At 45.9% G+C, this 16,210-nt stretch carries 15 protein-coding genes; 2 read left to right on the top strand and 13 right to left on the bottom strand.

What is annotated here, in order from left to right; all coding sequences use genetic code 11:
* The 7 genes from rodA to leuS all read right to left on the bottom strand — a co-directional run bounded on the left by rodA (position 1) and on the right by leuS (position 8,239).
* The gene (rodA, locus tag R7Q39_RS12765; protein WP_318076357.1) at positions 1-1,122 is read right to left on the bottom strand and encodes a rod shape-determining protein RodA; all 1,122 of its coding nucleotides are present in this window, start codon (positions 1,120-1,122) and stop codon (positions 1-3) included.
* Positions 1,122-3,038, bottom strand: a complete 1,917-nt coding sequence (gene mrdA / locus R7Q39_RS12770; RefSeq protein WP_005384126.1) for a penicillin-binding protein 2 — start codon at positions 3,036-3,038, stop codon at positions 1,122-1,124. Before mrdA ends, rodA begins: the two co-directional genes overlap by 1 nt.
* Positions 3,039-3,067: 29 nt before the next feature.
* Complete coding sequence (rlmH, locus tag R7Q39_RS12775; RefSeq protein WP_017821762.1) at positions 3,068-3,538, bottom strand: 23S rRNA (pseudouridine(1915)-N(3))-methyltransferase RlmH; 471 nt, start codon at positions 3,536-3,538, stop codon at positions 3,068-3,070.
* Positions 3,539-3,542: 4 nt separating this feature from the next.
* The gene (gene rsfS, locus R7Q39_RS12780; protein WP_005373015.1) at positions 3,543-3,860 is read right to left on the bottom strand and encodes a ribosome silencing factor; all 318 of its coding nucleotides are present in this window, start codon (positions 3,858-3,860) and stop codon (positions 3,543-3,545) included.
* An 88-nt stretch (positions 3,861-3,948) separates the two neighbouring features.
* A complete protein-coding gene (gene holA, locus R7Q39_RS12785) occupies positions 3,949-4,968 on the bottom strand; it encodes a DNA polymerase III subunit delta (RefSeq protein ID WP_213869998.1) in 1,020 nt (339 codons plus the stop codon).
* Positions 4,969-4,973: 5 nt separating this feature from the next.
* Positions 4,974-5,513 (bottom strand): LPS assembly lipoprotein LptE, encoded by a 540-nt coding sequence (gene lptE, locus R7Q39_RS12790; RefSeq protein ID WP_005384122.1) that lies wholly within the window; start codon positions 5,511-5,513, stop codon positions 4,974-4,976.
* A 152-nt stretch (positions 5,514-5,665) separates the two neighbouring features.
* Positions 5,666-8,239: a leucine--tRNA ligase gene (leuS, locus tag R7Q39_RS12795; protein ID WP_005391313.1), complete on the bottom strand. Its 2,574-nt coding sequence runs from the start codon at positions 8,237-8,239 to the stop codon at positions 5,666-5,668.
* A gap of 153 nt (positions 8,240-8,392) precedes the next feature.
* Between leuS and R7Q39_RS12800 the strand changes: the two genes are divergently transcribed.
* Positions 8,393-8,863 carry a zinc ribbon-containing protein gene (locus tag R7Q39_RS12800; protein ID WP_005373024.1) on the top strand — a complete coding sequence of 157 codons (471 nt, stop codon included), beginning with the start codon at positions 8,393-8,395 and terminating at the stop codon, positions 8,861-8,863.
* Positions 8,864-8,947: 84 nt separating this feature from the next.
* Here the strand turns inward: R7Q39_RS12800 and lnt are convergent, their stop codons facing one another.
* The 5 genes from lnt to miaB all read right to left on the bottom strand — a co-directional run bounded on the left by lnt (position 8,948) and on the right by miaB (position 14,566).
* Positions 8,948-10,465, bottom strand: a complete 1,518-nt coding sequence (lnt, locus tag R7Q39_RS12805) for an apolipoprotein N-acyltransferase (RefSeq protein WP_318076358.1) — start codon at positions 10,463-10,465, stop codon at positions 8,948-8,950.
* Positions 10,466-10,498: 33 nt separating this feature from the next.
* Positions 10,499-11,398, bottom strand: a complete 900-nt coding sequence (gene corC / locus R7Q39_RS12810) for a CNNM family magnesium/cobalt transport protein CorC (protein WP_005384118.1) — start codon at positions 11,396-11,398, stop codon at positions 10,499-10,501.
* Positions 11,399-11,503: 105 nt separating this feature from the next.
* Positions 11,504-11,968: an rRNA maturation RNase YbeY gene (gene ybeY, locus R7Q39_RS12815; protein ID WP_005373030.1), complete on the bottom strand. Its 465-nt coding sequence runs from the start codon at positions 11,966-11,968 to the stop codon at positions 11,504-11,506.
* Positions 11,969-11,970: 2 nt separating this feature from the next.
* Entirely contained in the window at positions 11,971-13,068 is a 1,098-nt protein-coding gene (locus tag R7Q39_RS12820; RefSeq protein WP_318076359.1) for a PhoH family protein, read from the bottom strand.
* A 73-nt stretch (positions 13,069-13,141) separates the two neighbouring features.
* Positions 13,142-14,566 carry a tRNA (N6-isopentenyl adenosine(37)-C2)-methylthiotransferase MiaB gene (gene miaB / locus R7Q39_RS12825; protein ID WP_005373038.1) on the bottom strand — a complete coding sequence of 475 codons (1,425 nt, stop codon included), beginning with the start codon at positions 14,564-14,566 and terminating at the stop codon, positions 13,142-13,144.
* 257 nt (positions 14,567-14,823) lie between these two features.
* On the opposite strand from miaB, the gene R7Q39_RS12830 reads away from it, so the two are divergent.
* Entirely contained in the window at positions 14,824-16,002 is a 1,179-nt protein-coding gene (locus tag R7Q39_RS12830; protein ID WP_213903845.1) for a 2-octaprenyl-3-methyl-6-methoxy-1,4-benzoquinol hydroxylase, read from the top strand.
* Between the two features lie 13 nt (positions 16,003-16,015).
* Here the strand turns inward: R7Q39_RS12830 and R7Q39_RS12835 are convergent.
* The coding region (locus R7Q39_RS12835) for a hypothetical protein (protein ID WP_206949545.1) at positions 16,016-16,210 on the bottom strand (195 nt) is incomplete at its 5' end.

Here is a 16,210-nt window from a genome sequence, read left to right on the forward strand (position 1 = left end):
CTAGGTCGCCTTAGAGAATGCTTTTCGGTGCGTATGAATCGACATCAGAATACCAAAACCAGCCATCAAGGTTACCATTGATGTGCCGCCATAACTGATGAGTGGCAACGGTACACCTACTACAGGTAGGATACCACTTACCATGCCAATATTTACAAAAATATACACGAAGAAGCTGAGTACAATACTGCCTGCCATCATTCGTCCAAATGCGGTTTGCGCTTGGCTGGCGAGATATAAACCTCGTCCAATAATAAATAGATAGATGGCTAAAAGGCAAAGGAAGCCAATCATACCCCATTCTTCAGCAATTACTGCAAAGATAAAGTCAGTGTGTCGTTCTGGAAGAAATTCTAGTTGTGACTGCGTACCTTGCAACCAACCTTTGCCGGAAATACCACCGGAGCCAATCGCAATTTTACTCTGAATAATGTGGTAGCCCGCTCCTAGCGGATCAGATTCCGGGTTAAATAGAGTACGAACTCGCACTTTTTGATACTCTCGCATCAAGAAAAACCACAGAATTGGAATGAAACCACCTAATGCAATCGCAGCACCAGCGATGATTTTCCAGCTAATGCCGGCGAGGAAGATAACAAAAATACCGGAAGCGGCGATCAGGATCGAGGTACCTAAGTCAGGCTGCTTTGCAATGAGAATGGTTGGTAAGCAGACCATAATCAGTGCAACAATGAGTGTTTTTAGCGTTGGTGGAAGGGGCTTTCTACCGACATAGCGAGCCACCATTAATGGCACTGCGAGCTTTAATAGCTCTGACGGTTGAAAGCGCACAAAACCGAGGTTAAGCCAACGCTGCGCGCCTTTCGATGCTTCACCGAAAAACAGCACGCCGAAAAGCAGTATAACGCCACCAACGAACATCAAAGGTGCCAAGCTTTCGTAAGTTCGTGGAGAAAGCTGCGCAAGGACGAGCATCACAACGAGTGAAAGCACCATTCGCATGGCTTGGCGATCCATCATCAGTAAACTTTGGCCACTGGCGCTGTACATGATCACCAGGCCAAACCCCATCAGGGCCAGTATGCCAAGTAGGAGTGGTAAGTCGATATGGAAGCGTTCAAACAGGGCGCGATTTTTACCTGTAGAGGGATCCATCTTCATTACTGTTTTACCTCTTTCTTCGCATTGTTTTCAGGCTCAATTTCTTCTGGACCAAGAACGACTCGGTCAAAAATTTTCCTTACTACTGGGGCACCGTTACTAGAACCACCACCGGCATTTTCTAGTACTACAGTGACGACCACTTTAGGATCATCAAATGGTGCAAAGCCAGTAAATAACGCATGGTCACGTAAGTGCTCGGCGATCTCATCGGCGTTGTATTCTTCGTTTTCACCCAGACCGAAGACCTGTGCAGTACCTGATTTACCCGCTGTTTCATAATTCATTTTGTAGAATGAGCGGCGAGCTGTTCCGCGCGTGCCATGGTTTACCCGACGCATGCCTTCTTTCGCCATATCCCAGTACTTTTTAGGCACATTCTTGATTGGTGGGTAAGTCACGTATTCTGTCGTTTGTTGCTCTTCGAAGTCGTTACCATTTTCTATCGTCGCTTTGAGCAAGTGAGGTGCGATCACTTCTCCCTCGTTTACTAATACGGAGGTTGCTTTGGCGATTTGCATTGGTGTTGCTGTCCAATATCCTTGGCCGATACCCACAGGGATCGTATCACCTTTATACCATGGGGTTTTATGGCGAGACATTTTCCAGTCACGAGTCGGCATATTCGCCTTACTTTCTTCGTAGATATCGATGCCAGTGTAATCACCAAAGCCGAACATCATCATCCAATTCGAAATACGGTCAATACCCATGTCATAAGCGATTTGATAGTAGAAGGTATCAACAGACTCTTCGATCGACTTAATGATATCGACGCGTCCGTGCCCCCAACGCAACCAGTCACGGAATGGGCGAGTGTTGGAGTTTGGTATGCGCCAATAACCAGGATCATTTCGCGTGGTGTTAGGTGTGACGACACCTTCTTGCAGCGCGGCTACCGCCATAAATGGTTTGATGGTAGACGCAGGGGGGTAAATGCCAAGTGTAGTGCGGTTGACCAAAGGACGGTTTTTATCGTTCAAAAGGGCGCGATAGTCTTTACCTGAGATTCCGTGCACGAACGAGTTAGGATCGTAGCTAGGGCTCGAAACCATAGCCAGTACGCCGTTGTCTCTAGGATCGATCACTACAGCACTGCCTCGGCGGCCGTCCAATAATTGGTGTACGTACAACTGCAAGTTGATATCAAGGTTTAAAACGATGTCTTTTCCGGGTACAGGTGGAACGTACTTTAAGGTACGAATTACTCGGCCGCGGCTGTTTACCTCGACTTCTTGATATCCGGCTGTACCGTGTAAGAGGTCTTCGTAGTATTTTTCAATACCCAGCTTACCAATGTCGCGAGTGGCTTGATAGTTTGCGTCTTTTTCTTCTCGGATCAGGCGCTGCATGTCGCGATCATTGATTCGAGAAACATACCCAATCACGTGGGTTAAGACTTCGCTGAAAGGGTAGTAGCGCTTTAAGGTCGCACTTATTTCCACACCTGGAAAGCGGTACTGATTGACGGAGAATACCGCTACTTGTTTTTCGTTCAGTTGGGTAAGCAGTGGGACCGATTTAAATCGACGAGTCCGTTTACGCTCGTGGTGGAAACGTTCAATCTGGTCTGGTGTAATTTCCAGAATAGTTTGTAATTCTTGGATGGTTGCATCAATGTCTTTAATTTTTTCTGGGGTCAGTTCTAAGTTAAAGACGGGACGGTTCTCTGCCAGTAAAACGCCATTTCGGTCATAAATTAGACCTCGGTTAGGCGCGATAGGCACCACTTTGATGCGGTTATCGTTCGAGCGGGTTTGATAGTCTTGAAACTGGTTCACCTGAATGTTGTACATGTTGGCAACCAGAGCTCCCATCAAGACAACAATGCCGATAAAAGCAACAATAGCGCGGCTGGCAAACAGACGCGCTTCGGCTTGATAATCTCGGATTTGACTGCGGCGTTTACGAATCATTAACGCTTGGCTCTAAAGTTAAACAACGATTATTCGCGATGATAAGGGTGGTTAGCGGTGATGCTCCACGCTCGGTATAAGCTTTCTGCCATTACGATACGCACTAGAGGGTGGGGTAGCGTTAAGGCAGATAATGACCAGCTTTGGTCTGCTGCAGCTTTGCATGCAGGAGCGAGTCCTTCGGGACCGCCGATTAATATTGATACATCACGGCCATCTAATTTCCAAGCTTCTAACTGCTCAGCGAGTTGAGGAGTGTCCCATTTTTTACCTGGGATATCTAACGTGACGATACGGTTGCCTTTTGGTACCGCCGCGAGCATCGCTTCTCCTTCTTTTTGCAGGATGCGAGCGATATCGGCATTCTTACCACGCTTGCCAGCAGAGATTTCAATCAACTCTAACGGCATATCATGCGGGAAACGGCGACGATATTCTTGAAAGCCTTCCTCAACCCATTTTGGCATTTTTGTGCCAACAGCAATTAGTTGAATTTTCAAAAGATTAACCCCAGAGTTTTTCTAGCTGGTAGAGTTCGCGGTGCTCTTCTTGCATCACGTGAAGCATGGCGTCGCCCATATCTAGAACTACCCATTCACCTTCGTTTTCACCTTCCATTCCTAGTGGCTCAAGACCGGCTTTTTTCACCTCTGTTGCAACATGGTCAGCGATGGATGAAACGTGGCGTTTGGATGTACCAGTACAGATGATCATGTAATCTGTCACGCTTGATTTATCTTCCACATTTAGGACGATAATGTCTTCCGCTTTCATGTCGTCGGCTTTATCAGCTAAAAAGTCTTTCAGTTCTTCGCGAAGCACTCGGTTTTCCTCGGTTTGTCTCTTATCTCTACAGTGTTTTACATTCTTGCTTGCAAAACAGGTCGCGCACTATATCACGCTTTGATTTTTAAATTGCCAGCTTAATATCAGGAGAGCAGGTTTCTAAGCTCAACTGATGAATAGTTGGCCATACAGACTCGTCATATTGAGTTTTGGCTTTTATCTCTGCTTGAGCCAACAAGGAGAGCAATGCACAAATACGACTCGCCGATAAGCGGGTCAGTGCTGCGTTATAGAGTGGACGCTTGTTTTGCCAAACTCGATATTTCTCAAATACCTGGTTCATTCCCATTTGAGTTAAGTCTTGATGCATATTTAAAAGTTGGCTCAACTCTTTTTGTACACTTCGAATCAAGATCACGGTCTCGACCCCTTCCGCCTCAAGTTGGCGAAGAATACGTTGTGCACGGTTTGCTTTACCTGCCAGTAAGGCGTCGATCCAGTTAAACGTAGTAAAGTGATTATGGCGACTTAGGGCTTCCTCTAAACGTATGATAGTCAGCTCACCATCCGGGTAGAGTAGGGCCAATTTCTCTAAGCTTTGTGACAATGCAAATAGGTTACCTTCATGCCATTGAGCCAACATTTGCAGTGATTGCTGATCGGGCTTTAGTCCCAACGTGCGGCAACGTGTCTGAATGAACATAGGTAGGCGTTGAAGGTCTGGCGACAAGCAGCTTACCCAATCGCCTTTTGAGCTTAATGCTTTGAACCATTTCGCATTTTCTTGGGCTTTGGTCAGTTTGCTACCAACAATGACGAGCATGATGTCATCATGAAGCATATCACACAGTGTTTGCAGCTCTTTGCTGACGGCTGTTGTCACGCCACTTTCTGGAATTTCAAACTCGATCAATTGACGGTTTGAAAACAGGCTCATCGCTTGGAAACAGTCGTAAACTTGGTTCCAGTCGAGGCTAGCATCCACCGCAAAACGGTGTTTTTCCTCAAAACCTTGCTGAAACGCTGCCTTTTGGATTGCTTGGCGGCTTTCTTGAATCAGTAACGGCTCATTACCAAAGATTAAGTAAACCTGTTTAACTTGTTTAGTTAAATGATCCGTTAGCTTATCGGCATAAATTCGCATAGTGACTAAGAGTTTTTGTTCGCTGGCTCAGAGATTTGTCCTGCTTCATATTCGGCACGAATACGGCCCAACTGGCGCATCATCTGTTTTGCAGCTTGCAAGCGCATCTCGTCTTCAATTACGTCACGCTCAACAGATTTTGCAAGTGCGGTCAACGGGTTGTCTAGGTAGTTGCGGTTTACTGTTGTCGTAAAGTTTTTAGAACCATAGCCAGGAATTGTCACACGGTATTTTACTACGTATGTCAGCTCTTTTTCTGCTGCACGGCTATTTTGATAAAGCGATAGTGTACGCTCATCGATTGTCGCTTCCGTCAAATGAAGGTTGGGTACCGTCGATGATGGTTGAACAAGTTCAACTTTGTTCAGTTCGAGTTGAGAGCGAACATAGCGAGTTAATTCACTGTATTCATCGTAGCTGGAGAAAGACATAGTGTGCAGCTCTTCCGGTACGGAATACTCGCCGCGAAGGTGAAAACCACAGGCAGAAAGAAGCCCCGCTAATACCAATACCACTGGTAGTTTAATCAAAGAGAAAAAGCGCATTGATTGTATTCATCCTAAATTGAAGGGGTTATTTACCTTAAACCACTCATGTGAATGGTTTGAGGTAAATAAACAGGGTAGAAAACTACCCTGTTTAATGACTCTTGGTTAACAAATAAGTTCGCTACACAGAGACAAATTGACAGCTGCGATTAGTTTGCAACGATGTTCAGCAGTTTACCTGGAACGTAAATAACTTTACGAATAGTCAGGCCATCAGTGAACTTAACCACGTTTTCGTCGTTTAGACCAAGCTGTTCGATATCGTCTTTAGAGATATCAGCTGGGACTGTTAGCTTCGCACGCAGCTTACCGTTAACTTGAACAACGATAGTTTTTTCGTCTTCAACTAGCGCTTTTTCGTCAAACGTCGGCCATGCCGCGTTATCAATGTCTGTTTCACCTAGTGCTGCCCATAGCTCGTATGAGATATGCGGAGTGATAGGGTAAAGCATGACAACAATAGCTTTCAGTGCCTCGTCAAGGATTGCACGATCTTGCGCAGATTCTTGAGGCGCTTTCGCTAGTTTGTTCATCAGCTCCATGATCGCTGCGATCGCGGTGTTGAATGTTTGACGACGAGCGATATCGTCCGTCACTTTCGCGATAGTTTTGTGAACGTCGCGGCGAAGTGCTTTTTGATCACCAGAAAGCGCTGCGGTATCTACTGCTTCTGCTGCGCCTTTCGCTGTGTGCTCTTTCACTAGTTTCCAAACACGTTTTAGGAAGCGGTTCGCACCTTCTACGCCAGACTCTTGCCATTCAAGTGTCATGTCCGCCGGAGACGCGAACATCATGAATAGACGTACTGTGTCAGCGCCGTACTTGTCTACCATTTCTTGAGGGTCGATACCGTTGTTCTTAGACTTAGACATCTTGATCATGCCTGAGTGCGTTACATCACGACCTTCAGTGTCTTTAGCAGAAGTTATGCGGCCTTTACCATCACGTTCAACGGCTACGTCTGTTGGAGCTACCCACTCTTTGCCGCCTTTCTCGTTCTCGAAGTAGAACGCATCAGCTAGTACCATGCCTTGACACAGTAGTTGCTTGAACGGTTCGTCAGAAGTTACGTAACCCGCATCGCGCAGTAGTTTGTGGAAGAAGCGTGAGTACAGTAGGTGCATACAAGCGTGCTCGATACCACCGATGTATTGATCTACTGGTAGCCAGTAGTTTGCTTTTTCTGGGTCTAGGATGTCGTCCGCTTGTGGTGAACAGTAACGCGCGTAGTACCAAGAAGATTCCATGAACGTATCGAACGTATCTGTCTCACGTAGAGCAGGTTCGCCGTTAAAGGTTGTCTTCGCCCACTCTTTGTCTGCTTTGATTGGGCTAGTGACGCCGTCCATTACCACGTCTTCTGGAAGAATCACTGGTAGTTGGTCAGCAGGTACTGGGTGAACTTCACCGTCTTCAGTCGTTACCATTGGGATTGGTGCGCCCCAGTAACGTTGACGAGATACACCCCAGTCGCGTAGACGGAAGTTTACAGTCTTAGTGCCTTTGCCCTCTGCTTCTAGCTTCGCTGCGATTGCGTCGAATGCCGCTTGGAATTCTAGGCCATCGAATTCACCTGAATCGAACAGTACACCTTTCTCAGTGTATGCTGCTTCAGAGATGTCTAGCTCGCTGCCATCAGCAGGCTTGATAACTGGCACGATGTCTAGACCGTACTTCGTTGCGAACTCGTAGTCACGTTGGTCGTGCGCAGGTACAGCCATTACCGCGCCTGTACCGTAGTCCATCAGAACGAAGTTTGCTACGTATACTGGTACTTCGCGGCCGTTCAATGGATGAATAGCAGTAAGGCCAGTTGCCATACCTTTCTTCTCCATTGTCGCTAGCTCAGCTTCTGCAACCTTGTTGTTCTTACATTCGTCGATAAACGCTGCAAGCTCTGGATTGTTCTCTGCTGCAAGAGCTGCAAGAGGGTGGCCGGCTGCGATACCCACGTAAGTCACACCCATTAGCGTATCTGGACGTGTTGTGTAAACTTCTAGGTCTTGTTGACCCTTAACTTCAAACTTCAGTTCAACACCTTCAGAACGACCAATCCAGTTGCGCTGCATGGTTTTTACCATTTCAGGCCAACCTTCAAGCTTATCTAGGTCGTCTAGTAGCTCTTGAGCGTATTCAGTGATTTTGATGAACCATTGAGGGATTTCTTTTTGCTCTACAGGCGTATCACAACGCCAGCAACAACCGTCTTCAACCTGCTCGTTTGCAAGAACAGTTTGGTCGTTAGGACACCAGTTAACAGAAGAAGTCTTTTTGTAAACTAAACCTTTCTCGTAAAGTTTAGTGAAGAACTCTTGTTCCCAGCGGTAGTACTCCGGTGTACATGTTGCGAATTCACGGTTCCAATCGTAACCAAAGCCTAGAAGCTTAAGTTGGTTCTTCATGTATTCGATGTTTTCGTAAGTCCAAGGTGCTGGCGCAGTTTTGTTTTTTACTGCTGCGTTTTCTGCAGGTAGACCGAATGCGTCCCAACCGATTGGTTGCATCACGTTTTTGCCTTGTAGGCGTTGGAAACGAGATACTACATCACCGATAGTGTAGTTGCGCACGTGACCCATGTGCAGTCGACCACTTGGGTATGGGAACATGGACAGACAGTAGAATTTTTCTTTATTTGGGTCTTCACTTACAACAAAGGTTTTGTTGTCATCCCAGTGCTTTTGAACTTTTTGTTCAATATCTTGTGGGTTGTATTGTTCTTGCATCGATGGTATCCGTTATCTTGGAATTTGTGAGTTCGGTTAGAACAGACTTAAATAGATCGTCATAGAATACCTAAAGCTAGGGATCACAACAATAGCCAATCTGTACCCATGCGCCCTTAAGTGACGCAGGTAGGAGAAAGATGGAGGTCAGTTATGCCTAAACGTAAAACAGGTTATGAGGAAATGCTCGAGGATGTGATTGAAACCTTGAAGCACAGTCCGGAAGAAGTTAACAAAGCGATTGAGACGTCGGGCAAAGTGGTGGATGCTGCTAATGACTTGACCAAAGATGAATTGGCTTTAATCAAAGCGTACCTTAAAGCAGACTTAAAAGAGTTTTCAGAGAGTTACGAGGATAGCAAAAGCGGTCCGTTTTACTTAACGATTGCGGATTCGATATGGCAAGGGCTGTTAGAGATTACAGACCGAACTAAAGTTGAGTGGGTTGAGTTGTTCGATGACTTAGAGCATCAAGGGCTATATGAAGCAGGAGAGGTGATAGGCTTAGGCACTTTGGTCTGTGATGAGTGTGGTCACAAGACAACGTATAACCACCCAACTGTAATCATTCCGTGTATTAAATGTGGTCACAAAGGCTTTACTCGCCAGTCATTAAAACCATAAATGGCGAGTAACGACTGTATAATGCAATGAATAAAAAAGAGGCTTAGTCGCCTCTTTTTTGTCTTTTCTACTTTCAAGCTGTTATCAGCTCTGTTTTCTTCTTAAACCGAAAGCCAGAGCTAAACTTAACCCTATCCAAATATACAATGGCCAAGTACCAACGATTCGATATGGCGTTTTCCCATCGGTTGGGGTGAGCTCTGCGCGCAGTACTGCAGTTTCAAACTGCGGTACTTGCTCAACGATTTTACCTTTGTGATCGGTTACCGCTGTTAATCCGTTGTTAGTCGAGCGGATGAGCGGTTTACCTAACTCTAAGGCACGCATACGGGCGATCTCCATATGCTGAAGAGGACCGATAGAGTGACCAAACCATGCATCATTTGAAAGCGTTAGAATGAAGTCTGTTTCGTCAGTCACATTTTGACGCACTTGCTCATTAAAGATGATCTCATAGCAAAGCGCTGGTGCCATGTGCATGCCATTCGCAACGATGTTTGGCTGCACAAAAGCCCCACGGCTAAACGACGACATCGGTAGGTTAAAGAATGGCGCTAATGGGCGCAAAATATCTTCAAATGGTACAAACTCACCAAATGGTAGTAGGTGATGCTTATGGTAACGTTCGCTTAAATCGAAGCTGTAGTCACCGTATGGTGTGATGCCTAGGGACAGAATACTGTTGTAGAACTGTCGATCTTCAGCTTGGTTGACGACACCGGTGATGATTGCGCTGTTATTCATTTTTGCAGCGCTGTCGATATTGCTCAAAAATGAAGGCACTTCAATTTCAAAAGCGGGAATTGCTGCTTCTGGCCAAACGATAATGTCAGCGTCCCAGTTTTCACGAGTTAAGTCAGCGTACTTCATGATGGTTGGCCAGCGTTGACTTGGTAGCCACTTTAGGTTTTGGTCTACGTTACCTTGAATTAGTGCGAGCTTAGTCGTGTCTTCTGGTCGGGGTGTTACCCAATCGTAGTTGCGAATCCCAAAGCCAGTACTGAGTAGCACCGCAGGGATAATCACCATCAGCCACTGCTTATGAATCCAGGCATAGGCTAACGCCCCTGCGCTGATAAGGATAAATAGAGTAAGCAGTTCTACGCCGCCAATTGGTGCAAAGCTTGCGAGTGGAGCATCTATCTGGCTATAGCCTAGCCATAACCAAGGGAAGCCGGTCATCACCCAACCACGCAACCAATCACTTATCAGCCATAAAGCAGGTGCAGCGAGAAGTGCTTTTGTGAGCGTAAATTGAGGAAACAGCTTGTTGTTGAGCCAAGCAAATAAGCCTGAATAAACAGCCAAGTAGGCAACAAGTAAGCCCATTAAAAATAAATTGGCAATGAGCGGCATACCGCCAAAACCGGAGATACTGACGTAAACCCAGCTAACGCCAGTTGCAAATTGACCTAACCCCCAAGCATAACCAATCCATAGTGCGCGTTTCGGAGTTTGGTTAGCAAGAAGAATCAGTAGAATTGCAGGGCTAAGAATGGCAATAGGCCACAGCTGGTAAGGAGCGAAAGCGAGTGTAGTAGGGGCGCCAACAAAAGCGGCCACTAAGGGCCGCTTAAGGCGATGAAAGAGTTCATTCATCATTGTAATTTTCTGAGATTCCCAATGGGTATCGCGTTACTCTTGAGTGGCTTCAACCAGGGTTTCTTCGTCTGGGATCGTCACTTGGAGTTGAATGACACGACGGTTATCGGCAGCGGTGACTTTGAAGTTGTAGCCTTCAATTTCAACCAGTTCACCACGAGAAGGTAAGTGACCAAAGGCAGTCATGACCATACCACCAACGGTATCAACTTCCTCATCGCTGAAGTTGGTTCCGAATGTCTCATTAAACTCTTCGATGGTTGTCAGCGCTCTGACAGCAAACGTATGCTTGCTCAGCTTACGAATGTCCGTCTCTTCACTTTCATCGAATTCATCTTCAATATCCCCGACGATTTCCTCAAGGATATCTTCAATGGTCACAAGACCAGAAACACCACCGAATTCATCGACAACAATGGCCATATGATAACGTTCTTCACGGAATTCTTTCAGCAGTCGATCAACGCGTTTACTTTCCGGTACTACAACCGCTGGTCGAATGACTTCTTCGATATCAAATGGATTGCTGCCTGAGCCTAAGTATTTAAGTAAGTCCTTCGCTAGAAGTATGCCTTCCACATGGTCTTTATCTTCGCTGATCACAGGGTAGCGAGAGTGTTGAGCATCGGTAATCAAAGCAACCAAGGTATCAAGGTCGTGAGTACGCTCAACGGTAACCATTTGCGAACGCGGGATCATAATGTCACGCACACGCATTTCGGAGATTTCCATAACACCTTCGAGCATATCGCGAGTGTCATGGTCAATCAGGTCGTTAACTTCAGAGTCGCGGATAACATCCACAAGCTCTTGGCGATCTTTTGGTTCGCCCTGAAATAGTTGACCTAGACGTTCAAAGAAGGACTTTCTACTCGGACCTTCTGCCTTTTCTTTCTTATCTTCGTTAGAAGAGGGAGAATTATCTTCGTTCATTGTTTCTCAATTAAGTAACGCTATCAGAAGTGTGATAGCACACATAGAGAGGCGAACACGAGAGTCATTTAGGTGGTTCGCCTTTCCCTGTCGAGTGGCCAATAGCTACTCTTTTTCAGCAATGTAAGGATCTTCATAACCCATACCTTGCATGATTTCGGTTTCGAGGGACTCCATCTCTTCGGCTTCGTCATCCTCTATATGATCATAACCTAGCAGATGCAAGCTGCCATGTACAACCATATGCGCCCAATGTGCTAGCAGAGGCTTGCTCTGTTCAACCGCCTCTTTTTCAACAACTTGGCGGCAAATAATCAAATCACCAAGTAAATCTATTTCCATACCAGGAGGTGCTTCAAATGGAAACGACAACACATTAGTTGGTTTATCTTTGCCGCGATATTCATGATTGAGCGTATGACTTTCTTGTTCATCAACAATACGAATGGTGACTTCGGCTTGTGGTTGGAAGAGAGGAATGGTCTTATCTAGCCACAATTGGAAATCTTGCTGCGAAGGCAAACCTTCTTCATTTTCGACTGCCAGTTGCAGATCAAGTTCAATCGCCATGGTTATTCCTTAGTTGAAGCAACTTGTGCATTCAGTTCGGCTTTTGCTGCTTCTAGTAACTTCGCATCGCGTTCTTCACGACGGCGTTTCTCGAACTCTTTACGCTCTTTCTGGTCTTGTGCTTCCCACTTCTCGTACGCGTTAACGATACGAGCAACCACAGGGTGACGTACAACGTCGTCGGCTAAGAAGAAGTTAAAGCTGATGTCGTCAACTTCGCTTAGTACTTCAATAGCATGACGAAGACCCGATTTCGCACCACGAGGTAAGTCAATCTGCGTGACATCGCCAGTGATAACCGCGCGAGAGTTAAAACCAATACGCGTTAGGAACATCTTCATCTGCTCAACAGTGGTGTTCTGACTCTCATCAAGAATGATGAAGGCGTCGTTTAGAGTACGACCACGCATGTAAGCAAGAGGGGCAACCTCAATCACGTTACGTTCAATCAGCTTCTCTACGCGCTCAAAGCCCAGCATTTCAAATAGGGCGTCGTATAGCGGACGTAGGTATGGGTCGACTTTCTGGCTTAAATCACCAGGTAGGAAGCCCAATTTCTCTCCAGCTTCAACCGCTGGACGAGTAAGTAGAATACGACGGATCTCTTGGCGCTCTAGTGCGTCAACAGCTGCTGCTACTGCAAGGTAGGTTTTACCTGTACCGGCCGGGCCAATACCAAAAGAAATATCATGCGTGACCATGTTAACCAAGTACTGCGCTTGGTTTGGCGTACGTGGTTTGATCACACCGTTCTTGGTTTTGACGAAGACTTCTTTACCGTGCTCTATATTAGACTCAGTATTCTGCTCAAGAACACCAGACTCTTTGATCGCTAGGTGGATTTGCTCAGGCTCAATATCTGGGATCTCACCTCGTACAGGTGCGGTATCAACATATAGAGTTTTCAGGATATCCAGCGCAGCTGATGCGGTATGAGGTTTACCGACAATCGTAAAGTGGTCACTACGGTGGTTAATTTCAACGCCTAGACGACGTTCTAAATGCTTGATGTTGTCATCGAATGGACCGCACAGGCTAGCTAGTCGGCGGTTGTCTGAAGGTTCTAGGTTAATTTCTAGAGTTACGATTTTATTGCTCAATGTTGCCTCTCATTTTTTGCCACTTAGTGAGAGCCTGATAACGACCAGGCTCTCTATGGCTATTTATACGAGCTTACGGCGTAAAAGTAGCTACACCCAGCTCATCTTCGCGACGTGTTTTCGCCATCATCTGCGTTGGGGAAATCACACTACGAAGATCCATGTCTTTTTCAGTACGTACTAGCTCACCACGCAGTGAGTTTGCAAATACGTCTACGATCTTCACATCAACGAACTGACCAATTAGGTCTGCACTACCTTCAAAGTTTACTACACGGTTGTTTTCTGTACGAGCGCGTAGTTCCATTAGGTTTTTCTTCGAAGGACCTTCAACTAGAACACGTTGTTCTGTGCCAAGCATTAAGCGAGAGTAACGCATCGCTTGAGCATTGATAGTTTGCTGTAGTTCGTAAAGGCGCTCTTTCTTCACTTGTTCTGACACATCACAAGGGTAATCCGCTGCTGGCGTACCTGGACGTGGAGAGAAAATAAAGCTGAAGCTCATGTCAAAGTCTACATCTTTGATTAGCTTCATGGTGTCTTGGAAGTCTTTGTCTGTCTCACCAGGGAAACCAACAATAAAGTCTGAACTGATTTGAATATCAGGACGAGCTTTACGCAGTTTACGGATGATCGATTTGTATTCGATAGCGGTGTGAGGGCGTTTCATCATCGTTAGGATACGGTCACTACCACTTTGCACAGGTAAGTGCAGGAAGCTCACAAGTTCTGGCGTATCTTCGTATACTGCGATGATGTCGTCTGTGAATTCTAACGGGTGGCTCGTCGTGAAACGAATACGGTCGATACCATCGATAGACGCAACCAAACGAAGCAGTTCTGCAAATGAACAGATCTCACCATCGTGCATAGGACCACGGTACGCGTTTACGTTTTGACCCAGAAGGTTTACTTCACGTACGCCTTGTTCAGCAAGTTGGGCGATTTCGAACAGTACGTCATCCATTGGACGGCTTACTTCTTCACCACGAGTGTACGGTACGACACAGTAAGTACAGTACTTAGAGCAGCCCTCCATAATAGAAACGAATGCTGTCGCACCTTCAGCGCGAGGTTCAGGTAGGCGGTCGAACTTTTCGATCTCTGGGAACGAAATGTCCATAACTGGTGCATCATCGGACTGAGATTGTTTGATCATCTCAGGTAGGCGGTGCAAAGTTTGTGGGCCAAAAATAACGTCAACGTATGGTGCACGCTCACGAATATGGTCACCTTCTTGCGTTGCTACACAACCACCTACACCGATAACTACGCCAGGTTTTTTATCTTTTAGTGTTTTCCAGCGGCCTAACTGGTGGAAAACTTTCTCTTGCGCTTTTTCACGGATCGAACAGGTGTTAAGTAGAAGTACGTCTGCTTCCTCTGGCTCTTCCGTCAGCTCGTAGCCGTTTGCAGCATTAAGCAGGTCGGCCATTTTTGATGAATCGTATTCGTTCATCTGGCAGCCCCAGGTTTTAATTAGCAGTTTCTTACTCATCTCACTTTCGCTCGTTCAGTTGTACTTAAATCGGAGAGCTATTGCTCAAATTATAGCCGCCATCACGGCGGTAAGCGGCGTATTGTACTGCTTTAAAAAGCACCTGACTAGTGATCTAGCTAATTCTCTGCAAAGCCTGATGAAATCTAGTTTTTCGCCCTATGCAGAACAAGGTTTTTTGTTAAACAATTTTGTAAAAATAGCCATGGAAAGTACAATAAAAAACGCCAATTAATCAGCACGATGAAGAGTGAAAAATGAACAAGTATGACATCGCCGTGATCGGTGGCGGTATGGTCGGGGCAGCCGTCGCTGTTGGATTTGCCAAGCAGGGCAGAAGCGTTGTCTTGGTTGAAGGTACAAAACCTAAAGTTTTTGATGCCGCTCAGGCGATGGATATTCGTGTATCTGCAATCTCGCACCAGTCGGTGGAGTTACTTGATTCACTCGGAGCATGGTCAGAGATCAAGAGCATGCGAGTTTGTCCTTATCGGCGGTTAGAAACTTGGGAGCACCCAGAGTGCCGTACTCGTTTTCACTCTGATGAATTGTCATTGGATCAGCTAGGTTACATCGTTGAAAATCGCCTAATCCAATTAGGTCTTTGGCAAGTCTTCTCTAAGTATGAAAATCTAACCGTGATGTGTCCTGAGCGATTAAAAGCCATTGAGTTTGCAGATGTAAATCTTGTGACACTAGAAAGTGGGGCGCAGTTTGAAGCTAACTGGGTGATTGGTGCTGATGGTGCAAACTCTAAAGTTCGTCAATTGGCTGGAATTGGTGTAACTGCGTGGGATTACCGACAACACTGCATGTTGATTAACGTGAAAACAGAATTGCCTCAGCAAGATATTACTTGGCAACAATTTACACCTTCAGGCCCACGTTCATTTTTACCTCTGTGCTCTTTGAGTAACGACGATGGTCAAATAGTAGGCCAAGGTTCTTTGGTTTGGTATGACTCGCCTAAACGTATTAAACAACTGTGTGCGATGGGTAAACCTCAACTAAGGGAAGAAATCTTACGTCATTTCCCTGCAGAATTAGGCGATATTGAAGTTTTACAGTTTGGCTCATTCCCACTCACTCGTCGTCATGCGCAAAGCTACTCAAGCAAAAATTGCGTATTAGTGGGTGACTCTGCCCATACGATCAACCCGCTTGCAGGGCAAGGGGTAAACTTAGGCTTCAAAGATGTAGACGTTCTCCTTTCGGTAACAGAACAACAAGAAAAGCTGGAAGATACCTTACTCGCGAAATACGAACGCGCACGTCGACCTGACAACTTACTCATGCAGACGGGCATGGACTTTTTCTATAAAGGTTTTAGCAACGATCTAGGGCCATTGAAGTTCGTACGTAATTCTGCATTGAAGCTTGCTGAAAACTCAGGGCCAATTAAGGCTCAAGTACTGAAATACGCGTTAGGTATGTAGTAAGCTACTCAAATCACAGATAGAAAAAAAGCGAGCCATGAGCTCGCTTTTTTAATTCGGCAAATCTAATGATTTCCCGAGTCCAGAACCAAAAAAAGAAAAAACCCAGCAAAGTCATGCTGGGTTTTCCGATAATGGTGCGGAAGGAGAGACTTGAACTCTCACACCTTGCGGCGCCAGAACCTAAATCTGGTGCGTCTACCAATTC

It is taken from the genome of Vibrio sp. 947, assembly GCF_033339115.1.
GTDB lineage: Bacteria > Pseudomonadota > Gammaproteobacteria > Enterobacterales > Vibrionaceae > Vibrio > Vibrio alginolyticus.